The sequence below is a fragment of the Kitasatospora sp. NPDC059646 genome, assembly GCF_042734615.1.
Lineage (GTDB): Bacteria > Actinomycetota > Actinomycetes > Streptomycetales > Streptomycetaceae > Kitasatospora.
The window spans coordinates 57,380-79,841 of the sequence record NZ_JBHWDS010000015.1 but is presented as its reverse complement, the minus strand read 5'-3'; the positions used below and the strand labels follow the sequence as shown (position 1 = coordinate 79,841).

Genomic DNA, 22,462 nt, shown 5'->3' with positions numbered 1-22,462 from the left:
ACGTCCACCTCGCGGGCCGCCTGCCGCTGCCCGGCCCGGCCCGGTTCGCCGGGACCGACCTGCGTACCTCGAAGTGACCCAGGCCCTGGTCGCGGAGAGAGCGGGTTCGTTCGCTCGTTTCGGCCGCGGCGGGGGAGCTTCGGCGTCACGGGCGGGGCCGGGGCCGGAAAGGTAGGGCGGTGTGGTCGGGCGGATCCCCGGGGGCGGTGGGCGCCCCCGGGGATCGCGTTCGGGTGGTGTCAGTGGGTGGTGTCGGGAATCCAGGAGCCGTGGATGCCCGCGGTGACGCGGCGCGGCAGGTGCACCGTGGCGATCGTCTCCAGGCGGGAGGCGTCCAGGACGAGGAGTTGGGAGGCGTCCTGCTTGAGGTCGGACACGACGGTGAGGAGGTAGCCGTCGTCCTCGCGGGTGGCGCCGGCCGCGGGGACGAACACGGCTTCGCTGGGAAGGCGGGCGTCGCCGGCCTGGTGGATGCGGCGTTCGCCGGTGGCGCGGTCGTACTTGACGACGCCGTAGCCGCCGTAGCCGTCCTGGTCGGGGAAGGAGATCGCGTACTGGTAGCGGTTCTCGATGCCGAGGAAGTCCTCGTTGAGGGTGGGGAACTCGATGGCGAGGTCGTCGATCGCGCGCTCGTCGACGTGGCCGGTGGCCGGGGCGATGGTCCAGCGGCGGTTGTAGGAGCGGGCGTTGGGCTCGCTGCCGCGTCCGGGCGCGCCGACCCACCAGTTCCAGGACAGGCGGAAGCCCTCCCGGTCGACGGTCGGCCCCTCCAGCACGATGCGGCCGGCGCTGTCCTCGTAGGCGTTGGCGACGTGCAGCATGTTGCCCGGTTCGATCGGGAACCAGCGGATCGCGGCGGCGCCCTGCGCTCCGCGCGGCATGACACCGATCCGGGCCGGCTGCCCGTCCTGCCAGGAGTACGGGATGCCGGAGTGCTCGGCGGGGTCGAAGGTGACGGTGCCCTCCACGAAGACCACGTGGTTGCGAGTGATCGCGAAGTCGTGCTTGAGGGCGGCGCCGGCGCCGGGGATCTCTGCGCTGTGCGTGATCTGCCCCTTGGCGTCGGCGACGTAGTAGACCAGGTGGGGCGGGAACGGCGAGGAGCCGAAGAAGTGCAGCTCGCCGGTGACCGGGTCGCTCTTCGGGTGGGCGGTCATCGCGCTGCGCAGCTTGCCGTCGAAGTCGTAGGCGCCGACGGTGTCCAGGTCGGGCGTGAGCTCGAAGGGGAAGTTGGCCTCGCACAGGGCGAGCAGGCGGCCGGCGTGCTCGATGACGTGGGTGCCGGCGGTGGAGGCGGTCAGGTCCGGACCGTTCTCGGTCATGTACGGCGCGCCGTCCAGGGCGGGGGTGCGCACCCAGCGGTTGCGGTACCACTCGGCGCGCCCGTCGCGCAGGCGGATGCCGTGGACCATGCCGCTTCCCTTGAACCAGTGGGCGGGGGTGACGCCGGGCTTGGGGTTGTGGCTGTTGCGGATCAGACGGCCGGTCAGTTCCGGCGGGAGGGCGCCGTCGACGGTCAGCTCGGTGGCGGTGAGTTCGTCGGCGACGGGGGTGTAGTGGCCGGTCAGGTACGGCTTTGCGGTCATGCTCGTGTTCCTCGTGTTCTTGGTGCGGGAAAACGGGGGAAAGGGGCTGGGGTCAGTCAGGAGAGCTTCTCGGCGCGGTTCTTGAGGCAGGTGAGCCAGTCCTCCAGCGAACCGCGCAGGGCGGCGGCCAACTGGTCGCTGGCAGCGTCGACGGGCGCGCCGCTCCAGGACTCCTCGGTGCGGACGACGACGCCGTCGCCGCTCTGTTCGAAGGTCCACACGTGGACGCCTTCGATGCCGTGGGCGGGGCCGCCCCAGACGATCCGGGCGCCGGGCACCAGTTCTCGGACGGTGGAGGTGATCTCCATTCCGTGGGTGAGCCAGGTGAACGAGGAGCCTTCGGTGAGCGGGCCCTCCAGGCGGGCCTGGTCGATGTCGGGGTTCCAGACCGGCCAGTCGTCGATGCCGGTGTGCAGGGCCCAGACGCGCTCCAGCGGGGCGTTGATCGCGGTGGACAGGCGGACGATGACGGGTGCGTTCTCGTCGACGGTGAACACGGGTGTTTCCTCTCGGTGGCCGGTGGCCGGTGGCCGGTGGCCGGTGGCCGGTAGCCGGTAGCTGGTGCGAAGGAGTGGGGGAGGTCGGTGAGGTGAGCCGGGTGTCGGGCGGTCAGCGTCGGGTGGGGACGGCGGGTTCCGGGGCGGGTGTGCGGCGGGGCCGGTCGGCGGTGGGCGTGCGGCGCACCAGCAGGGCGGCGAGCAGGGCGGCGCCGGCCAGGACGGCCGAGCCCAGGGCGAAGGCGGTGCGGTAGCCGGCGGTCAGCGCCTCCAGGGGCGGTTGGTGGCCGGCGGCGCGGGCGGTGGCGGTTCCGGCGACGGTCGCCAGGACGGCGAGTCCGACGGCGCCCCCGACCTGCCGGGTGGTGTTGACCAGGCCGCCCGCCAGGCCCGCGTCCGATCCGTCGACCCCTGCCACGGACAGGCCGGTGAGCTGGACGAAGGCGACGCTCAGGCCGAGGCCGACCAGGACGCTCGGGCCGAGCACGTCGGCCAGGAAGCTTCCGTGGGCACCGATCCGGGACAGCCACAGCATCCCGGCCGCCTCGGTCAGCAGCGCCGCGACCAGCGTGATGCGGCCGCCGGCCAAGCGGACCAGGGCGGGGGCGAGGGCCGCGCCGAGCATGTTCGCGAAAGCGAGGGGGAGTTGGCCGAGGCCGGCGGTCAGCGGGCTCTGGCCGAGGACCTGCTGCTGATAGAGCGGAAGGAAGTAGAACAACGCGATCCACACCGTGCCGAACAGGCCCGTCAGCAGGTTCCCGACCGTCACGTCGCGGGCCGCGAACAGCCGCGGCGGCACGAGCGGGGAGGCGCCGGCGCGCTGGAGGCGCCAGAACACCCCCGCGAGCACGGCGGCGGTGCCGAACGCGGCCAGCACCCGGGTGTCCGTCCAGCCCGAGCGGCGGGCCGTGGTCAGGCCCCAGACCAGGGCGGTCAGGGCCAGGGCGCTCGTGGCCGTCCCGGCCCAGTCGAACCTGGTCCGTTCCGCCGGGCCCGCAGCGGGGACGCACGCCGCCGTCGCCGCCAGCACCGCCAAGCTGCCGATCGCCACCGTGCGGAAGATCCACGGCCAGCCCCACGCCTGGGTCAGCAGCCCGCCGAGGACCACGCCCGCCGCACCGCCCGCACCGGAGACCGCACCCCACACCGCCAGCGCCCGGCCGCGGGCCGGGCCCGGCGCATACAGGCCCACCGCGAGGGCGAGGGCCGCCGGGGCGACGGCCGCCGCCCCGGCCCCCTGGACGGCCCGCGCGGCGATCAGCACACCGGGCGAGGCGGCCAGCACGGCGACGGCGGAGGCGGCCCCGAACGTGCCCAGCCCGGCCAGCAGGACGCGGCGCCGTCCCAGCAGGTCGGCGGCCCGCCCGCCGGGCAGCAGCAGCGCCCCGAACGCCAGGCCGTAGGCGTTGACCACCCACGTGGTGGCGGAGTCGGAGAGGCCGACGCCGTCCCTGATCTGCGGCAGGGCGACGTTCACGATCGAGGTGGCGAGCATGACGGTGAACTGGGCGGCGGCCAGCACCGCGAGGACGGCGCCGCGGAGCGGACTGGGCATGGGAACTCCGTGAAGTGGGCCGTGACGACAGGCCGGTGGAAGAAGGGAGGGGGCGCGGCGGCGTCAGCGCGCGGCGTGCTCGGCGGCGGACTTCAGGTGCAGCAGCCACTGGGCGAGGGACCGGTCCAGGGCCCGGGCGACGGCGACGGCGTCGGCCCGCACGGCCGCACCGTCCCAGGACTCCTCCGTGGCGACGAGGGTCGCCCCGGACGAAGGCGTGAACGTCCACCGGTGGATCGCGGTGATGCCCTGCGAGGAGCCACCCCAGAGAATCGACCGGGGCGCCTGCACCGCGTACACGGTGGAGGTCACCTCCACGCCGCCGGTGCGCCAGTGGAACACCGCGCCCGGCGTCAGCGGGGTCAGGGCGCGGGCCTCGGCGATGTCCGGCTGCCAGGCCGGCCAGCCGGGCACGTACGTCAACAGCGTCCAGACGGCCGGGACCGGGGCCCGGATCGGCAGCTCACGGCGGGCGACGACCGGGGCGTTCCGGTCGATGCCCGAGGGCGTGTTCTTCATGCCCCCGAGTCTGGTCCGAGCCGCCCCGCGCCTTCATCGGCGAAAGTCACCTAGGCGACTGCCTAAGCGGGCCGAACGGGCTCAGGCATCGCGGCCGAGGGCGTCGGCGAGCTGCCGGCGCGAGGTGATGTCGAGCTTGCGGAACACGCTGCGCAGGTGGGCGTCGATGGTGCGCGGGCTCAGGAACAGCCGGTCGGCGACCTCCCGGGACGTCGCACCGGTCGCCACCAGGCGCGCGATGTTCAACTCCTGACCCGTCAACAGCTCCACCGCGCCGAGCCCCGCCTGCCGGGCCTGCTCGCCGGCGGCGGCCAGCTCCACCCGGGCCCGCTCGGCGAATCCCTCCGCGCCCATCGCGGTGAACAGCTCATGAGCGGTGCGCAGCGCCTCGCGGGCCTGGCCGCGACGGCCGTCCCGGCGCAGCCACCCGCCCTGGTGCAGCAGGGCCCGGCCGTGCCACACCCGCAGGCCTGCGGCGTCCAGCCGGGCCACCGCCTCGGCGTGGAGCTCCTCCGGGTCGTCCGACAGCAGGGCGGCGAGGGTCGCGCGCACGCCCAGCGCCCAGTCGGTGCCCGCCGCCGCCGCGTGCCGCGACAGCCGTGCGAACGCCTCCCGGGCCGTGTCCGGCTCGCCGCAGCGGACGGCCGCCTCGACGAGCTCGGGCAGGGCGAGGCTGGACGTTCCCAGCTCGCCGTCCGCCATGGCGAGCCGGGCCGAGGCCAGGGCCGCGCGGTGGTCGGCGGCACCGTTGGCGTACAGCGCCGCCGCCGCGTGGACGGTCGCCGTCAGCATGCCCTTGCGCCGGGCGTGCGACTCGGCCAGCACCCGCTCGAACAGCGGCCGCGCCTCGGCGTCCGCCCCGCGCACCGCGGCCGCGAACAGCCGGCCGTACCAGTGCGGCGGGACGCCGGTCACCTCGGCTATGCCGTCGGCCTCGCTGTTCAGTGCCGCCGCATCGAGGAGGTCCCCGCGCTGCGCGGCGGCCATCGCCCGCATCCACAGGCCCACCGGCAGGATCGCCAGCGTCCCGTCGGCGCGCGCGGCGTCGACGGCCCGGCCGGCGAGCCGGTCCTCCAGGGCGACGTCCCACAACTCGACGGCCAGCAGGGCGGCCAGCGACAGCCGGCCCGTCCACAGCGGGTCGGCGACCTTGGCCAGCAGCCCGAGCAGCACCGGCACCATCGCGAGATCGCCGTCGAGGTAGCCGACGAGTGCGTCCAGCAGAACGTCCGCGCTCGAGCGGTCACCGGCCGGGGCGGGCGCCCGCCGGGCCGCCGCCAGGGCAGCTCGCGCTGCGGGCGAGGACCTGCCGACCACCAGACCCGCCTGCAGGGCGTCCAGCAGGTGGATCCGCGCCCGGCCGGGTTCGAGGCCGGCCGCCGCCACCAGGTGGCCGACCGCGTCGGCCGCACCGTCGCCGAAGAACGCCGCTCGGCCGCGCAGAAGTTCCGCCTGCACCCGCCCGGCGGCGTCGATCGGCCCGCCCTCGGCCGCCTCGACCAGCGTCAGCGCGCTCTCGAACGAGCCGGCCTCCAGCGCAGCCCGCGCGGCAGCGAGACTGCGTTCGGCCCGCAGCCGCGGGTCGGCCGTCAGGCCCGCGGCCTGCTCCAGGAACGCCGCCTCGGCAGCGGCCCCGCCCCGGCGCCGCGCCCGCTCCGCGCAGCGCAGCAGATCGGTCGCCGCCTCCTCGTCCGGCCGGGACAGGGACTGCGCCCGATGCCACGAGCGCCGGTCGGGCGCCGTCAGCGGATCGGTGACCTGGGCGAGCGCCTCGTGCACCCGGCGGCGCTCCGCGGGGGAAGCGGCCGTGTACACCGCCGAGCGCACCAGCGGATGCCGGAACCTCGACTGCCCGCCCAACTCGATCAGCTCGCTCGCCTCGGCTTCCGGTCCGGCCTGCGGCCCCAGCCCCAGCAGGTCGGCCGCCCGCCACAACAGGCCGGGGTCGCCCAGCGGTTCGGCGGCTGCCACCAGCAGCAGGATCCGGGCGTCCTCGGAGAGCCGGGAGACCCGCTGCTGGTAGCTCTGCTCGATCCGGTTGGCCGGGGAGACCGGCGTCGGCAGCCCGAAACCGCCCGCCAGCGCGGCGGGCCCCAGCCGGCGCGGCAGCTCCAGCAACGCCAGCGGGTTGCCGCGCGCCTCCGCAAGGACCCGTTCCCGCACCTGGTCGTCCAAGGGGCCGAGCACACTGGACGCCAGCAGCCGACGCGCCACCTGGTCCGACAGCCGGGGCGGCGTCAGCACCGGCAGCCCCTCCAACTCCCCGACGACGTGCGGGTCACGCACCCCGAACACCATCGCCACCGGCTCGTCCGCCACCCGCCGGGCCACGAACGCCAGCACCTGCGCCGACGCCCGGTCCAGCCACTGCGCGTCGTCCACCACGCACACCACGGGCTCCTGTCGGGCAGCGTCCGACAGCAGCCCCAACAGGGCCAGACCGACGGCGAAACGACTCGGCGTGTCGCCCTCGCCCAACCCCAGCGCCACCGCCAGCGCGTCGCGCTGCGGGGCGGCCAGCCGCCCGATCCGCTCGTGCAGCGGGCGGGTCAGCTGATGCGCGGCGGCGTACGCGAAGTCGGCCTCGAACTCCGCCCCGTTCACCCACAGCAGCCGCACACCCGACAACCCGTCAGTGACATGGCGCAGCAACGTCGTCTTGCCGATGCCCGCCTCACCGCGGACGACCGCCGCCCCGCCCCGACCGGCCCGCGCCCCGGCCAACAGGTCGACAAGAGCAGCACGTTCAGCGGGCGGCAGGTACTCGGAGACGGTCACGGAAGGCACCCGGGAATCATGCCATGCCCCCTGACCTCGGGATTTCAGGCACGGTGCCGGCCGAGGTCACCCGCTCGCCGTGAACACCCCGCAGGCGACGGACATTGCGGCAGCGTCAGGGAATCCGGTGCAGCCCTCTCCCACCGGACGCACGCACGGAGACCGCCCCCGTCGCGCTCGACGCTCGCAGGCCTTCCCGCGTCCCGGACGCGGCAGAGCCTCGCAGGCCGCGGCCGCCCGACGGCCGCCCTGCCCGGCCCGCGCGGCCGCCACCGGCCCTCCCGCTGCTGCTCGCCGACCACCGGCGTCTCGACCGGGGTCCGGCACGTCCTGCCGGGGCCGGCCCCGCCGCGACAGCACCAGCAGGTCGGGCCCGCTCCGCGTCGGCTGCCGTCGGGCGTGCGGAACCGGCCGACGACGAACCGGCAGGCGTACAGCGCCTCCGCCGCGGCCGCGGGCCGGTCGTGGAGAGAGTCGAGTGAGCGGTCGAACGCCCGCATCCGCGGTGGGGGCACGCCCGCTTCGGCCAGGCTCCCCGTGCGGGCTTTCCGCTGTGGATGCCGCCAGGAGTTCGTTCTCGGCAAGGAACTCCCCGATGATGCGGTGCGCGTGGTGCTGCTTGTCCACGGTGCCGCCTCCGCTGCCCGTCCCTTCCGCGCCCGCAGCCGAACGGAGCCCGGACAAGAGCCGGCTGGCCCATGGAAGAGTCGCGCGTCGTGCCCTCCGCCGGCCGACGGGCACGGCACAGGGCCCGGAAGCCGTCACGGGGCGGTGGACGAGGACCGCCCCGGGCACCGCCGCGCGGTTCAACGCCCCGCACCACGGACCCGCCGCGGTGTGAGGCAGCTCACGGGAAGTCCGGCCCGGGAGCAGACAGCTGACGGAGGTGAGCATAGAAATGCGTGCCCGACTACGGGCGGGAGAGCCGGCCGCGTTCGCCGAGCTGTTCGACGACCACGCGCGCAGCGTGTACAACCACGCGTTCCGGCTGACCGCCGACCGGTCGACGGCCGAGGACGTCATGTCCGCCACCTTCCTGGAAGCGTGGCGGCTGCGCGACAGGATCGATGCCGAAGGGGGCTCGCTGCGGCCGTGGCTGCTCGGCATCGCCACGAACACCGCCCGCAACCACGTCCGCAGCAACCGTCTCTACCGCCGCGCCGTACTGGCCACGGCCGCCGCCGAGCTGTCGGTGCCCGACCACGCGGAGGAGGTCACGGCCCGGCTCGACGAGCGGCGCGAACTGGCGGCGGCCCTGCGGGTGCTGGGCCGGCTGCGCCCGGCGGAACGGGAGATCGTCGCGCTCTGCCTCGGCGAAGGCCTCGACTACGAGACCGCGGCCCAAGCCCTCGGCATCCCGGTCGGAACCGTCGCCTCCCGCCTCTCCCGCGCCCGCAAGAAGCTGCGCACCCTCACAGCAGCCGAACTCGAAGGCAAGGCCGCCGCCGCGGGCGCCCCGCCCGGGCCCGACGCCCGCAGACGGCGGACGGCGCCCACCGCGAGCGCGGCCCGGCCGGAAAAAACTCGGCTCGAACGGGAAGTCACGGCCCACCGCCGACAGGTACCAGGTGACCGCACCACCGCGGTCCGGCCCGCACAAGAAGGACACCGATGAGCGCGAACACTCCCCGGCACAGCCCGGGCGACTGGGAGCAAGCCGCCGCACAGCTGCTGTCCCGCACCGCACACGACCTGCCGACGGGCCGTCACCACCACCACAAGGAACGCCTGATGACAGCGATCGAACACGCCGGGCAGCCGCACACCGCCCCCGCCGCCCCCGCCGCCCCCGCCGCCCGCGCGAGGACGCGACGGCTGCGCCGACCGGCGATCGTCCTGCCCGCCCTGGCCGCAGCCGCCGCCGCGGCCGTTCTCGCCGCCACGGCGACGGTCGGCGGCGGCCCCGGCCACCGGGCCGCCCTCGCCACCGGCCCGGCCCTGACCACCAGGATCGGGGCAGCCAGTCCGCAGGGGGTCACCCAACTGCTGGACCAGGCCTCGCTGGTCGCCGCCCCGGACAGCCACCCGGCCCTCGCCCCGGGCCAGTACGTGTACATCGAGTCCCGGACCGCCGACACCTTCGTGAAGACCGTGAACGGCAGGAGCAGCCTCGCCAGCCACGCCCTGCACGAACGCCAGGTCTGGTACTCGGCCGACGGCACCAAGGGCTGGCTGATCGACCCCGCCGTCAACGACAGCCCCGAGGGGGAGACCCTCAGCCTCCCCGACGAGCAGGGCAACACCCCTGTCGCCGGCCTGAACCACCCCTCCTACGACCTCCTCGCCAAGCTGCCCGCCGACCCCGACGCCCTCCTCGCCACGATCTACGAGCAGACCAGGGGCCACGGCAACTCGCCCGACCAGGAAGCGTTCACCACCATCGGCGACCTGCTCGGCGAGAGCTACCCCCCGCCCGCGCTGACCAAGGCCCTGTTCAAGGCCGCCGGGAAGATCCCCGGCGTCGTCGCCGTCGACGACGCCGTCGACGCGGTCGGCCGCCACGGCACCGCCGTGGCCCGGCTCGACGAGACCAGCGGCCAGCGAGAGGAGTGGATCTTCGACACGACGACCCACGTCTTCCTCGGCAAGCGCACCGTCCAGGTGGGCAGGGCAACCGGCCCCGAGGAGCTCATCGCCCCCGGAACGGTGCTCTTCACCAGCGCCGTCACCCAGCGGGCCGTCGTCAACGACATCAAGCAGGTGCCGCAGCAGAACCACCCCAGTTGACCCACCGCAACGCCGTCACCGCCGCCGCCCGTCCCGCCCCATCGGCGGGGCGGGCGGCCGCGCCCGGGCCGGGTGCCGCCCCCGTACCGGACGGCGGCCGACGGGGCTGCACCACCGGTCTCCCGGCCCGGCCGCGACCCGGCGGCTGCCGGCCCGAACGCACCGGCGCGAGAAAGCGCTCACATGAGTCCCGTGCGGAGCGCCGGCTCGGCCGGTGCCGCGAGGGCCGTCCTGTCCGGAGGGCGCGCCGGGTCGGGCGTGTGCGGGCGGGGGCGTCCGGGCGGGCCTGTGCGGTGGACGAGGTCCGTGCGGGCCGCCGCGGCGGCCGGGCCCGGGACGCCGGCAACTCCCGGGCCCGGCGTCCGCATTGGTGAAGCGTCAGCAAGCCACCGGAACTTCCGCCACCGGCCGAGTGCCGAGGGGGCCGCTTCCCTGCACCGTGAAGGTCACACGCACCGTCGAGCCGCACGGGGCGGTGGCGGTGAACCCGTTCACCCGTACCGAGGTGGAATGGAACGCCGTGCTCCCGCTGACGGAGCCGAGCGAGTCGCCGCCGACCACCTCGGCCGACAGGTCGGTGTACAGGGTCTGCCACGACACCGGCCCGTCGGGCGGGCCGGCAAGGCCGATCCTCCCGTAGACCACGAGGCTGCTGCCGGTGACGTCCGCGCAGGCGTAGGTCGCCAACCCGGCCTGCAGACTGTACTTGCACGTCGTGACCGTGGCGGCACCGGTGTCGGTGCCGGTCGCGGCGGCGAAGGCCGGCACGGGCGCCGTGAGGAGGGCGGCGGCACCGGCGGCGCCCACCGCGATGCGGGTGATGCGGTTCATGGTCTTCTCCTGCAGACGAGTGAGGAACCGTGCGAAGACAGGCATTGATGGCCATGTGACATTTCACTTGCGCCACCACCCAAACTTTGCCATGCGATTCGAAGGCCCAGGCCCGTTTCTGCCTTCGAAGTGGCAGTCCGTCCGAAAGTGCACCCTTGGTGTCGTAAATCCGCCGGACCGGGCCAATGGGGCCACCATCCCGGGCGAACCCGCGTCGAACGCCGGATGAACCACCTCCCCGCCGCCCCGCCTGCGGCCTCCGCCGCCGTCCGGTGGACGGGGGCCGACGGACACCCCGTCAACCCCGGGGCCGCCGCGGGGAAGCGGGACACGGGCGCGGGGCCGGGCGGGAAGCGGACTGGTGTCATGACTGCCCGCCGCCGGCTCGGTCCGGGCTTCCCTGCCCTGCCGGACTCCACCGCCCCGGAATCTGACGGGTACGCGCGCCGGCAGCCCGCGGAGCGCATCGCCGTCCCGGCCCCGACGGTGGTGACGGCCAGGGCGAGCAGCCTGAGCTGCCGGTGCCGTCCGGACCGGACGACGCCCCCGGCAACCGCTCCACCGCCACCTCCCGCGGCCACTCCGCACCCCCGGTCGGAAGTGAACCGGGCGACCTGTCAGGCCCTGGTCACCCTCGAAGGCCGCCGGACGGATCCGCACGCTCTGGTGCCCGACCCGCGCCGGCCACCGTGAAGCCAAGAGTCTTCTCCTGGCCGGCGCCCGGAGCTCCGCGCTGTGCCCGGTCAGGGCGGCCGCCCCGCCTCCCCGACCTGGTGGTGCGCGACCCCGGCGTCGAGGTGCCGCTGCTCCTGGTGGCCTGAGGCCGGCGGCGGGGTGGGGACGGCTTTTCGTTCCAATCCGGGACAGGAGGCCGGAAACGCGTTGGAGGTGGGGGAATCCATGCCGTTCGGCGCGAAATCGCCCCGGTGGTGCAATTCCAGCCAGCCCCTTGACCTCTGCTGATCTGCCAGCCGATGATCATTGTGCACCGCGAGCGAATGAACGTTCCATTTGAGGTGGATTTTTTCGATTCGAAACTTCAGGGAGGTGCAGGGCTGTGCATTCCATGAGCTCCACCCGTGCTCCCGTGGCGGCGCCCGTAGCGCAGGGACGCTTTCCGCTCCTTGGCCACCTGCCGCAACTTGCTCTCAGAAGGGTCGAGTTCCTGCAGTCGATCCGGGCGCAGGGCGGCATCGTCAGAATCTTCCTCGGCAATAGGCCGATATTCGTCCTGAACTCACCGGAGGCCGTCCACGAGGTTCTCCTGACCCAGAGCCGGAAGTTCGGCAAAGGCCTTCTGTTCGACGTTGCGCGGCCTTTCATCGGCAATGGCATCATCACCTCCGAACACGACGTCCACCTCCGTCAACGGCGGGCGCTCCAGCCTGCGTTCCGACGGGACGCCATCGCCGGCAGCGTCGCCACGATGACCGGCATCGTCGAGGAACAGGTCTCCGCCTGGCGCCCGGGCGAGGTGATCGCCATGGACCTGGTGCTGCGGCGGACGGTCACGGCCGTGCTCGTGGCCACCCTGTTCAGCGCCGAACGCCCCGACGGTGCCGCGGCCGTCGCCGAGCTGGGGGAGCGCGTCGCCGAGCACCTGAACACGGTGATGCGCGGTGTCTTCGTGGGCACCCTGCTGCCCGCTCCCCTCGCGTCCTCGCCCGCGTTCGGGCACCGCACCTACCTGGCCGCAGCCGCGGCGCTGCGCGAACTCGCGGACTCCGCGGTCCGGCAGGCCCGCCAGGACCCGGCCGACCGCGGCGACCTGCTGTCGATCATGTTCGCCGCCACCCCCGGCAACCCGCAGGGAATGACCGACGTGGAGGCCCGCGACGAGCTGCTGTCGCTGCTCATGGCCGGTGCCGAGACCACGGCCACCACGCTGGCCTGGGCGCTCCACGAGATCGGACGGCGCCCCGAACTCACCGAGCGGATCAAGGCCGAGTGCGACGCCCTGCCTGCCGGCGCCCTGCCCGGCGCGGCGACGCTCCCGTTCACCGAGCGGTTCCTGCGCGAGGTGCTCCGACTGCACCAGCCCAGCTGGCTGCTGATGCGGCGTGCCCTGGAGCCGGTGCGGGTCTGCGGGATCGACATCCCGCAGGGCGCCGAGCTGATCTACAGCGCGCTGACGATGCACCGGGACCCGGCCCACTACCCCGACCCGCTGCGCTTCCACCCGGACCGGTGGCTCGACGGCCCCGAGAAGGACCTGCCGCCGGGCGCCTACGTGCCGTTCGCCCTGGGCAACCGGAAGTGCATCGGCGACCACTTCGCGATGACCGAGATGCTGGTCGTCCTGCGCTCGATCGTCTCCCGGTGGCGGCCGCGACCGGTGGAAGGGCACCGGGTCCGGCCGGTCGCCCACGCGCTGATCCGGCCCAACGCGCTGCCCATGCGCCTCTCGCCCTGGCCGACCGACTGAACCGGCCCCGTCCCGCACGGCCCCGCCCCGTTCCCGGAGGTGCACCTCACCATGACATCCACGGCAGAGATCCTCTCCCCGGCCCCGGAAGCTCCGGCACGCGACCCGCTCCCCTTCCCGCACCGGGCCAGCCCGGACTTCCCGGCCGCCCACGACCGCCACCTCGCCTGGCCCCGGTCCTTCGGCTTCCTGGCCACGGACACGGAACGGGACCACCACCTCAAGGGCCAGTTCCCGCTGATCGCGGCCATGTTCTACCCGAACGCGACCGGGAGCGAACTCGACATCGGCGTCGACCAGCAGAGCTGGTACTTCCTGTTCGACGACGCGCTCGACGAACAGTGGGGAAGCTCGCCCGAACGGGTCCGCCACATCGTCGGACTCGTTCAGGAAGGCATCACCGGCCAGGCGTCACCGCTGCCCCTCGCCGCCGCCTTCGCCGACATGCGGCAGCGCAGCTGCCACGGCATGCCCGAGGACTGGATCCGGCGCTCGGCGGCCCACTGGTCCTCCTACCTCGCCCACCACGTCCACGAGGCCCGCAGCCGGCAGTCCGGCGCACCCATGCCGCTGAGCACCTACCTTCGGGTCCGGCGCCACACCATCGGGGTGGCACCGGTCATCGACCTCGCCGAGCGGCTCTCCTCCTGCGTCCTGCCCGACCACCTGTACGCGCTGCCGCACCTGTCCGTCATGCGAGAGATGACGAAGACCTTCGTCATCTGCGACAACGACATCGTCTCGCTGGAGAAGGACGCGGCCCGAGGGGAGCAGAACAACCTGGTGCTCTGCCTGGAACGGGACCACGGGCTCTCCCGGCCGGAGGCGCTCGACCGGGCCCTGCGCCGTCGCCGCGAAGCCCTGGAACTGTTCACCGGCACCCACCAGGCCCTTCTCGCCAGCACGGCGACGGACCACCTCTCGCCGGCCGAACGCGACCTGCTGCAGCGCTACTGCACCGAGGCACTGCAAACCACCATCCGCGGCGCCCACGACTGGCACCACGCCTCCACCCGGTACCACGGGTAGGCCGAAGCCTCCCGTCCCCCGCCTCCCGCCGCGGGACCGCGCACCCCCGCCTCCGGCCGCGGGACCGCGCACCCCCCGACCGATCCAGATGAGGAGCCCTCACCATGCCCGATCACCGCTCGGCGTCCTTCGTCGCCTCCGAACGGGACCGGACCTGCCCGTTCGACCCGTCCCCGGACCTCCGCAGGATGCGCGACGAGGACGACCTGCCGCGGCTGCGCGTCACCCACCCGCTGCGCGGCCAGATCGACGCCGTCGTCATCACCGGCTACAGCGACGTCCGGGCCGCCTTCGCCAACGACGACCTCGTCACGGGAGACGGCATCGACCCGTCGCTCCCGCGCACCCTGTTCAACCACCCGGGCTTCCTGCCCGCGTACAGCGGGCCGGAGCACACCCGGCTGCGCCGGATGCTCACCAGCAGCTTCACCGTCCGCCGGGTCGAACGGCTGCGGCCCGCGATCGAGACGATCGTCTCCGAGCACCTCGACGCCATGGCGGAGCAGGGACCGGTCGTCGACCTGGTCGAGGCCTTCGCCCTGCCCGTTCCCTCGCTGGTGATCTGCGAACTGCTCGATGTCCCCTACGACACCAGGACGATGATCCAGCGCTGCTCCCAGGTGATCATGGACGGAACCGCCGACACCGGCCAACTGGTCGCCGCCTCGGCCGAGTTGAACGCGGCCATGGCGGACATCGTCGCCCGCAACCGTGCCGTCCCCGGGGACGGAGTGCTGGGCGAGGTCGTGCGGCAGCACGGTGCGGAGCTCACCGACGACGAACTCATCGGCTTCGGCACCACCCTCCTGGTCGGAGGACACGAGACCACCGCGACCCAACTCGCCCTGAGCGTACTGGCCCTGCTCCGCCACCCGGACCAGCTCGCCACCCTGCGCGACGACCCGGAGGCCGCCGGCACGGCGGTGGAGGAACTGCTGCGCCACCTCGCCATCCCCGCACCGCTCCTGCGCACCGCCGTGGCCGACATCGACGTCAACGGCCACCGGATCGCCGAGGGCGAGCACGTCCTGCTCTCCCCCCTGACCGCGAACCGCGACCCCGAACTCGTCCCCGAACGACCGGACGACCTCGACCTGCGCCGCCGACCGGTCGCCCAGCTGTCCTTCGGCTTCGGCGCCCACCAGTGCCTCGGGCAGCAACTCGCCCGCCTGGAACTGAAGATCGCCCTGCCGGCGCTGCTCCGGCGCTTCCCGACCCTGCAACTGGCCGTCCCCGAGGCGGATCTCCGCTTCCGCGAAGGATCGACGGTCTACGGGGTGGAGGCGCTCCCGGTCACCTGGTGACGGCCCCCCTGAGCCCGGTCGCCGCCGGACACGGCGGTGCGATCAACCGTCGAGGGCGGAGGGTACGCCCCTGGTCCGAGCGGGAGCGCGGGGGAGTGGCGCGGAGGTTCAGTCGCGGGGCGGCCGGGTCGCGGTGTCGAGGTAGAAGGCGTCGATGCTCTGGACGGCCTGCTCGAACTCCGCCAGGTTGACGGGCTTGGTGACGTAGGCGTTGGCGTGGCTGCTGTAGGCGCCGACGACATCGTCGGGGGCGGAGGAGGTGGTGAGGACGACGACGGGGATGGTCCGCAGTTCTTCGTCGGTCTTGAGCACCCTGAGCAGGTCGCGCCCGTTCATCCGGGGCATGTTGAGGTCCAGGACGATCAGGTCGGGGCGCACGGTGTCGGGCGCGCGCAGGTGTTCCAGCGCGGCGAGGCCGTCGGTGACCTGGACGAGGTTGCGGGTGCCCCGCTCGGCCAGCGCCTCCTCGATGAGCATGGCATCGGCCACATCGTCCTCGACCAGGAGCACGTCGAAGGCACGGGTAGGGCTGGTCATCGTCAGGATCTCCGTTGGTACGTGGTCGGTATGGGCACTGATGCCGGGCCAGCGGTGCCGGGCCCCCTGGCGGGTCATGCCGCATGCGGAGCCGAGTTGGGGGTAACCGGCTCCCGCTCTCATCGCGGCGACGGCCACGTCCCGCTGGAGGCGCTCCCCTGCTCTTCGAAGGTGGTCCAGGACGTGCAGCGTGCCCAACGCCCGCCCCATTTCCCCCTTGGACTCCAGCAGCAGCTCGGCGACCAGATGCCGTGCGAGCCGTTGCACCGCCGCGTCCGCGATCGCGGCCGTCTCCTGCGGGGTCGACCGAAGCACGAAATTCTTGCCAGGCATAGCCGGAACAATAGCGCTGATCCGACCCTCGACAACAACACTTGTCAATGAACCCCTACAGTGTGCGGTGCCACCTTCAAGGCCGTCGATCCGCGGGAGAGGTTCAGACCATGCACGACCGCAGGCCGCCACGCGGGCGCTCGCTGTCCCTGTGGACGACCAGGCGATGGCTGCGGGTGGGCGCCTCGCTCTCCCTGGCAGTGCTGGCGGTGCTGGGCGTGCTCGGGTTCTGGGTGCTGGACCGCACCCAGGACCTCAGCACCGACCTGGTGGACGTGCGCACGCCCGCCACCTCCGCCGCGCTCCGCCTGGAATCCGCCCTGGTCAACCAGGAGACGGGCACGCGCGGCTACGCCCTCACCGGGAACCCGGAGCTTCTGGAGCCCTACCGGCAGGGCCTGGCCGACCAGAAGACCCAGGCCGACCGCCTGGTCCAGCTCCTGCACGGCAACAACACCGCGCTGACGGATCTGGCCGCCGTGGAGGCCGCGGCCGCGGTGTGGCAGCGGGAGGTCGCCGAGCCGATCGCGTCCGCCCCGACAGGCGCACCCGTGGTGCAGAGCGCCGAGTCGGCCGCCGCCGGCAAGACCGCGTTCGACCGGGTCCGGGCCGAACTGGCGCGCCAGCAGGACCACCTGCGGTCCGATCGCGCCGCCGCCCGGGCCGATCTGATCTCCACCATGAGGCTGCGCAACTGGGTCTTCGCCGCGATCGGGATCGTCATCGTCTTCCTCACCGCGCTGATCTTCGAAGGCCTGCGCCGCGGGATCACCCGCCCGTTGGAACAGCTCGGCTCGGACGCCCGCCGGATCGGAGCCGGGGACTTCGACCACCCCATCGCCGCCACCGGCCCCGCCGACCTGCGGCGGCTCAGCGCCGACATCGACTCCATGCGCCGGCGACTGGTGGAGGAGCTGGCGTTCACCGAGCAGGCCCGGCTGCGGCTGGATGCCCAGGCCGCCGACCTGCAGCGTTCCAACACCGAGCTCGAACAGTTCGCCTACGTGGCCTCGCACGACCTGCAGGAGCCGCTGCGCAAGGTCTCCAGCTTCACCCAGCTGCTCCAGCGCCGGTACGGCGGCCAGCTCGACGCCCGCGCCGACCAGTACATCGGCTTCGCGGTCGACGGCGCCAACCGCATGCAGGTCCTGATCAACGACCTGCTCGACTTCTCCCGCGTCGGCCGGGTCCACCACAACCACCAGGACGTCGACCTGGAGGGCGTGCTGGACCGCACCCTCGACGTCCTCGGCGACAGCATCGCGGAGGCGGACGCGCAGATCACCCACGACCCGCTGCCGACCGTGTTCGCCGACCCCACCCAGATGGGGATGCTCTGGCAGAACCTCATCGGCAACGCCGTCAAGTTCCGCCGCCCCGACATCCCGCCGCGGATCCACGTCTCCGCGGAGCGGCAGAGCGGGCTGTACCACTTCGCCGTCACGGACAACGGCATCGGCATCGCCCCCGAGTTCGCCGAGAAGGTGTTCGTGATCTTCCAGCGCCTGCACACCAAGGACGCCTACCCCGGCAGCGGCATCGGCCTGGCCATGTGCAAGAAGATCGTCGAGTTCCACGGCGGCACCATCGCCATCGACCCGCACCACGTCGAGGGCACCCGCGTCGTCTTCACCCTCGACGCCGAACCGGCCGAGGCCCTCCTCCCTTCCACCCCGGCCGGCCCCACCCCTGCCGCCGCAGCCGAGGAGGAGGCACGATGACGTCGACGGTCACCGTCAGCCCACCCCGGGGCCCGTCCGACGAACCGGCCTACCGCGTCCTGCTGATCGAGGACGACGAAGCGGACGCCATCCTGGTCGAGGAGCTCCTGCACGACACCGGGATGCCCTTCAACCTCACCGTCCGCACCAACCTCGCTGACGCCCGGGCAACCCTGAACACCCAGCAGATCGACTGCATCCTCCTCGACCTGCACCTGCCCGACGTCTCCGGCACCGCCGCCGTCACCGCCGTCCGCGACCTCGCGCCGCACAACGCAGTCATCGTGCTCACCGGCCTGGCCGAGGACCACGCGGGCGCCGCCGCGGTGGCCGCCGGCGCCCAGGACTACCTCGTCAAGGGCAAGGTCGACGCCGAGCTGCTGCGCCGCTCGCTGCGCTACGCCGTCTACCGCAGCCGGACCGAGCACGCCAGCATCCAGGCCCAGGCGGTCCGGCTGCGCGCCGAGGAGAACGCCCGGCTGGAGAGCGCACTGCTCCCGCCCCCCATGCTGGGCACCTCCGCGGTGAGCGTGACCAGCCGCTACCTGCCCGGCTCGCCCATGGCCCTGCTCGGCGGCGACTTCCTCGACGTCGTCGAGGGCGACGACGGCCTGCTGCACGCCGTCGTCGGCGACGTCAGCGGCCACGGCCGGGACGCGGCGGCCCTCGGCGTCCTGCTCCGGGTCGCCTGGCGGTCGCTGATCCTCGGCGGGCACCGGGGCGAGGACCTGCTCAACCTGATGGAACGGGTCCTGGTCGCCGAACGCGACAACACCTCGCTCTTCGCCACCTGCACGCTGCTCACCCTCGATCAGCGCAACCGCACCGCGACGCTCCACCTCGCCGGCCACCACGAGCCGCTGCTGACCACCGCCGAAGGCACCCGCGAGGTGGCCGCCGCCCACGGCATCGCCCTGGGCATCGTGCCGGGTCTGCGGCAGTGGCAGCACACCGTCGTCCCGCTGCCCGAGACGGGCGCGCTGACCATCTACACCGACGGGCTCATCGAGGGCCACAACGGCAGCTCCGGCGGGCGGCTCGAAGTCGAGGGGCTCCTCGCCCTGATCGACACCACCTCCTCGAACGATCCGGCCGTCCAGGTCGACCAGCTCATCGAACGGGCCCAGGCGCTGAACGCCGGCCGCCACACCGACGACCTCGCCGTCCTCCACCTCGCCTGGGGCCGGCGCGACCCCTGCTGAACTCCCGGGCCGGACCTCATCGGCCGCACCACCGACAGGACCACCGCCCCCGCGGAGACCCGATCCCTGGAGGAGAGGCGCGCCCGCCGCGGTCTGCCCGGCTCAGCGCGGGGCAGGCGGTGGCCGGTGTGCCGCGCGTTCGGCCCTCAAGCGTCCGACCGGTGGGAGCGCACCCGCCGACCGCGGTCTGGGCGTCCCGACCCGGGGAGCGGACCGCTGCTTGGCGGGGAGTTTTCGCAGCCGGCGGCGACACGGCCCTGTCCGCCAGCCCCGACCGCCTACCTCGGCCGGGCCCGGCGCCACGCGACTCCGGCGGGATCAGCGGCAACCGGCACCGCCCCACCCGCTACTGCCGCGGACTCCGACGCGCCTTCTCCGGGTCGGCGATGAGCAGCCCTGCCTGCCGGAGGCCGGTGGATGCCGGGAACGGGCCGGGCCTGACCGTCTGCGCCGGCCTCGGTGCGCGCGGCACCCGGGCGGTCGAGGGGTTCCGACCACCACACTCCGGGCGCGGTGTCCTTCGAGCGCGGCACCCGTCCCGAGCAGGGCCGCTGACCTCCGGGTGCCGGACGGCCGCAGGAGGCCGCGCAGCGCCCCGCCCGGTCAGAGCGACGATGGTGGGCCCGGGGAGATCTGACGTCCCTGCCCTTGGCTCCTCTTCCTACTGTGGTGGTCGGTTGGGCGGTGGTGTCGGACCCGGAGCGTCGGTGCTGCGCGAGCTCCTCGGCGGCCCGGCCGGGGCGGACCCCGACGGCGGCGGCCAGGCCGCCGCGTGCCAGCGGCGCGCGTGGCGATGGGTCATGGCGGGGCGACGCACGTCGCCGGCAGCCCGGGGCACACCCCGTTCCGACCCGGCGCCGGGCCCCGCAGGGTGCGCGTTCGCGTCGCGCAAGGAACCGGGCGGGGTTGGCGGCGGGGTCAGGAGCCCGCGGTGTCGCGGAGGTGTTCGGCGGCTTCCCGGTAGGCGTCGGCGGCGCGGGTGAAGTAGTCGAAGAGGACCTCCAGTTGCTCGGGCGAGTAGCTGCCGAGCAGTTGGCCGATCCGTTGCCGGGCCGGCGCCATGGCCTCGTCGAGGCCGGCGGGCTTGCCGACCGGTTCCACGATCACCTTGCGCCGGTCGTCCGGGGACGGGACGCGGCGCACGTACCCCGCCGCCTCCAGCCGGTCGATGAGCCGGGTGGTGGGCCCGGTGGTCAGGCCGGTGCGGGCGCCGAGTTCGCCCGGGGTCATCGGCCCGCCCAGTTCGAGGACGTTCAGCGCGTAGAGGTCGGTGGCGCCGAGGTCGCACGCCTTGGCGCTGGCGTGGCCGTGGAGCATCACGGCGCTCAGGTAACGGCGGTAGGTCTCACTCGCTCCACGCGGCACGGCGTGCGTTGACACGGGCTCCTCCACTCCCTAATCTCTTCCTCAACGAAGAGAAATCGCCAAAGAAGACAAATCTCATCCGAAGCTTCTTCTCCCGAGAAGCTACCACGAGGGGGAACCCGTGCCCATCCGCCGCCGCACCGTCAAGCGCATCCTCGCCGTCACCGCCCTCACCGCCGCCACCGCAGCCGCCGGCGGGTACGTCTGGCTGGACGCCACCTCGGACGTCCGGACCGCCGGCCAGGCCGACTGCACCGCCGTGAAGCCGGTCGTCACCGCCACCCCGGCCGGCACGCCCGGCACCGAGGAGCAGCGCGCCGTCTGCGGCACCATCAGCGCCCTCACCGCCGCCTGGGGCCGCGGCGACGCCACCGCGTACGGCGAGCAGTTCACCGACGACGCCACCTACACCACCTACGTCGGCACCCACTACCAGGGCCGCCGCGACATCGCCGACGCCCACCGGGCCCTGTTCGCCGGCTTCGTCAAGGGCACCCGGCTCGCCGACTCCTTCCTGGGCGTGCGCTTCTACGGGCCGGACACCGCCGTCGTCACCAGCCGCGGCGACACCTACAGCGGCGACGTCCCGTCGGCCACCGAGCTGACCAAGACCCAGACCTACACGCTGGTGCGCGAGGCGGACGGCCGCTGGCGGATAGCCGCCTTCCACAACACCAAGCGGCAGAACGTCATGGAGCGCATCTCCTTCCTCTGGGACCCGGCCACCGCGCCCGAGTCCGAGAAGTGACCGCCCCTCAACCCGCCCGCACCCCGACAGACCCGGAGGACCACGCCGTGAGCACCCACCCGACCACCCCCGCCGACCGCGCCGACGACACCGCCGCCATCCGCTCCCTGCTGGAGCGCAGCGCCACCGCCTGGGCCGCCGGCAACGGCGAGGCGTACGGCGACTGCTTCACCGCCGACGCCACCGACGTCACCTACGTCGGCACCCTGTACCGCGGCAACCGCGAGATCGGCCGGGCCCACCAGGCCCTGTTCGACAGCTTCCTGAAGGACACCCGACTGGTCGTCGACCTGGTCGACCTGCGCTTCCTGGGCCGCGACGCCGCGGTGGTGGTGACCCGCGGCGACGTGCGCAAGGGCGGGACCAAGGCCGGGAAGCTCGGCAAGCTCGCCACCTACACGGTGGCGCGCGAAGCGGACGGCCGGTGGCGGATCGCCGCCGTCCAGAAGACGCAGCGCAAGCCCCTGATGGAGGCCTTCTCCTTCCGAGCCCAGCCCGCCACCCGCCCCGCCGCGCAGTGACCGGGGAGCCGGACGTGGCCTTCCCCCGCACCCCCCGCCCGACCGCGCTGGTCACCGGGGCCGGCACCGGCCTCGGCCGCGCGTTCGCCCGCCGGCTCGCCCGCGAGGGCCACCGGGTGATCGCCGTCGCTCGCAACGAGGAGCGGCTGCGCGCCCTCACCGCCGAACTCGGCCCGGACCACGACCACCTGGTCGCCGACCTGGCCACCGCCGAGGGCCTGCACCGCACGGCCGAGCTGATCGGCACCACCCGGGTCCACCTGCTGGTCAACAACGCCGGCACCGCGACCACCGGCCCGTTCGCCACCACCCCGCTGGACCGGGCCGACGCCATGCTTGAGCTCAACTGCCGCGCCGTGACCGCCCTTTCGCACGCCTTCCTGACCCACGCCGAATCCGGCGACGCCCTGCTGAACATCGCCTCGACACTCGCCCACGCCCCCAAGGCCCAACTCGCCGTCTACAGCGCTACCAAGGCGTACACCGTCGCGCTCAGCGAGGCGCTGTGGGCCGAACTCCGGGGCTCGGGCGTCCGGGTCCTGGCGCTCTGCCCCGGGATGACGGCCACCGAGTCGCAGCCGCACCACGACGCCCCGGCGGCCCTGGTCCAGACCCCGGAGCAGGTGGTCGAGGCGGCGCTGCGCGCGCTGCGCGGCACCGCGCCGACCGCCGTGCCCGGCGCCGTGAACCGCCTGTTCGCGCTGGCCGCAAGGGCGCTGCCGCGCCGTCGGGTGCTCACCGCCCTGGCCGACGGTTGACCCGGCCGCGCACCGGGCACCGGCAC

Annotated in this window: 18 protein-coding genes; 10 read left to right on the top strand and 8 right to left on the bottom strand. The window is 73.7% G+C overall.

Annotation, left to right across the window (positions count from 1 at the left end):
- Positions 1-239 precede the first annotated feature (239 nt).
- The 5 genes from ACFV1L_RS13375 to ACFV1L_RS13355 form a co-directional block, all read right to left on the bottom strand.
- Entirely contained in the window at positions 240-1,586 is a 1,347-nt protein-coding gene (locus tag ACFV1L_RS13375) for a carotenoid oxygenase family protein (RefSeq protein ID WP_380365443.1), read from the bottom strand.
- 56 nt (positions 1,587-1,642) lie between these two features.
- The gene (locus ACFV1L_RS13370; RefSeq protein ID WP_380365442.1) at positions 1,643-2,083 is read right to left on the bottom strand and encodes an SRPBCC family protein; all 441 of its coding nucleotides are present in this window, start codon (positions 2,081-2,083) and stop codon (positions 1,643-1,645) included.
- A gap of 112 nt (positions 2,084-2,195) precedes the next feature.
- Positions 2,196-3,638: an MFS transporter gene (locus ACFV1L_RS13365; protein ID WP_380365440.1), complete on the bottom strand. Its 1,443-nt coding sequence runs from the start codon at positions 3,636-3,638 to the stop codon at positions 2,196-2,198.
- 63 nt (positions 3,639-3,701) lie between these two features.
- Positions 3,702-4,157: an SRPBCC family protein gene (locus ACFV1L_RS13360; protein ID WP_380365438.1), complete on the bottom strand. Its 456-nt coding sequence runs from the start codon at positions 4,155-4,157 to the stop codon at positions 3,702-3,704.
- Between the two features lie 81 nt (positions 4,158-4,238).
- A complete protein-coding gene (locus tag ACFV1L_RS13355; protein ID WP_380365437.1) occupies positions 4,239-6,944 on the bottom strand; it encodes an AAA family ATPase in 2,706 nt (901 codons plus the stop codon).
- A gap of 889 nt (positions 6,945-7,833) precedes the next feature.
- Between ACFV1L_RS13355 and ACFV1L_RS13350 the strand changes: the two genes are divergently transcribed.
- Together ACFV1L_RS13350 and ACFV1L_RS13345 are read left to right on the top strand one after the other, a co-directional pair.
- A complete protein-coding gene (locus ACFV1L_RS13350) occupies positions 7,834-8,550 on the top strand; it encodes an RNA polymerase sigma factor (RefSeq protein WP_380365435.1) in 717 nt (238 codons plus the stop codon).
- A complete protein-coding gene (locus ACFV1L_RS13345) occupies positions 8,547-9,662 on the top strand; it encodes a CU044_5270 family protein (protein ID WP_380365433.1) in 1,116 nt (371 codons plus the stop codon). The genes ACFV1L_RS13350 and ACFV1L_RS13345 overlap by 4 nt, the downstream gene beginning before the upstream one ends.
- Before the next feature lie 378 nt (positions 9,663-10,040).
- Here the strand turns inward: ACFV1L_RS13345 and ACFV1L_RS13340 are convergent, their stop codons facing one another.
- On the bottom strand, positions 10,041-10,493 hold the full coding sequence (locus ACFV1L_RS13340; RefSeq protein WP_380365431.1) for a hypothetical protein: 453 nt from the start codon (positions 10,491-10,493) through the stop codon (positions 10,041-10,043).
- 1,066 nt (positions 10,494-11,559) lie between these two features.
- Here ACFV1L_RS13340 and ACFV1L_RS13335 point away from each other — a divergent pair.
- The 3 genes from ACFV1L_RS13335 to ACFV1L_RS13325 all read left to right on the top strand — a co-directional run bounded on the left by ACFV1L_RS13335 (position 11,560) and on the right by ACFV1L_RS13325 (position 15,251).
- Positions 11,560-12,918, top strand: coding sequence for a cytochrome P450 (locus ACFV1L_RS13335; protein ID WP_380365429.1), 1,359 nt, complete (start codon positions 11,560-11,562; stop codon positions 12,916-12,918).
- Positions 12,919-12,969: 51 nt separating this feature from the next.
- A complete protein-coding gene (locus ACFV1L_RS13330) occupies positions 12,970-13,947 on the top strand; it encodes a pentalenene synthase (protein WP_380365428.1) in 978 nt (325 codons plus the stop codon).
- A gap of 104 nt (positions 13,948-14,051) precedes the next feature.
- Positions 14,052-15,251: a cytochrome P450 gene (locus ACFV1L_RS13325; RefSeq protein WP_380365426.1), complete on the top strand. Its 1,200-nt coding sequence runs from the start codon at positions 14,052-14,054 to the stop codon at positions 15,249-15,251.
- A gap of 108 nt (positions 15,252-15,359) precedes the next feature.
- Here ACFV1L_RS13325 and ACFV1L_RS13320 read toward each other — a convergent pair whose 3' ends face one another.
- Positions 15,360-16,121, bottom strand: a complete 762-nt coding sequence (locus ACFV1L_RS13320; protein WP_380365424.1) for a response regulator — start codon at positions 16,119-16,121, stop codon at positions 15,360-15,362.
- 110 nt (positions 16,122-16,231) lie between these two features.
- Here ACFV1L_RS13320 and ACFV1L_RS13315 point away from each other — a divergent pair, with 110 nt between their 5' ends.
- Together ACFV1L_RS13315 and ACFV1L_RS13310 are read left to right on the top strand one after the other, a co-directional pair.
- Positions 16,232-17,842 carry a CHASE3 domain-containing protein gene (locus tag ACFV1L_RS13315; RefSeq protein ID WP_380365422.1) on the top strand — a complete coding sequence of 537 codons (1,611 nt, stop codon included), beginning with the start codon at positions 16,232-16,234 and terminating at the stop codon, positions 17,840-17,842.
- Positions 17,839-19,044 carry a PP2C family protein-serine/threonine phosphatase gene (locus ACFV1L_RS13310; RefSeq protein ID WP_380365420.1) on the top strand — a complete coding sequence of 402 codons (1,206 nt, stop codon included), beginning with the start codon at positions 17,839-17,841 and terminating at the stop codon, positions 19,042-19,044. The genes ACFV1L_RS13315 and ACFV1L_RS13310 overlap by 4 nt, the downstream gene beginning before the upstream one ends.
- Before the next feature lie 918 nt (positions 19,045-19,962).
- On the opposite strand, the gene ACFV1L_RS13305 is transcribed toward ACFV1L_RS13310, so the two are convergent.
- The gene (locus ACFV1L_RS13305; protein ID WP_380365561.1) at positions 19,963-20,409 is read right to left on the bottom strand and encodes a MarR family winged helix-turn-helix transcriptional regulator; all 447 of its coding nucleotides are present in this window, start codon (positions 20,407-20,409) and stop codon (positions 19,963-19,965) included.
- A gap of 121 nt (positions 20,410-20,530) precedes the next feature.
- On the opposite strand from ACFV1L_RS13305, the gene ACFV1L_RS13300 reads away from it, so the two are divergent.
- The 3 genes from ACFV1L_RS13300 to ACFV1L_RS13290 are packed head-to-tail and all read left to right on the top strand — an operon-like array spanning position 20,531 to position 22,436.
- A complete protein-coding gene (locus ACFV1L_RS13300) occupies positions 20,531-21,157 on the top strand; it encodes an SgcJ/EcaC family oxidoreductase (protein ID WP_380365418.1) in 627 nt (208 codons plus the stop codon).
- 47 nt (positions 21,158-21,204) lie between these two features.
- Positions 21,205-21,678, top strand: a complete 474-nt coding sequence (locus ACFV1L_RS13295; RefSeq protein ID WP_380365417.1) for an SgcJ/EcaC family oxidoreductase — start codon at positions 21,205-21,207, stop codon at positions 21,676-21,678.
- Positions 21,679-21,692: 14 nt separating this feature from the next.
- A complete protein-coding gene (locus ACFV1L_RS13290) occupies positions 21,693-22,436 on the top strand; it encodes an SDR family NAD(P)-dependent oxidoreductase (protein ID WP_380365416.1) in 744 nt (247 codons plus the stop codon).
- Positions 22,437-22,462: the final 26 nt, after the last annotated feature.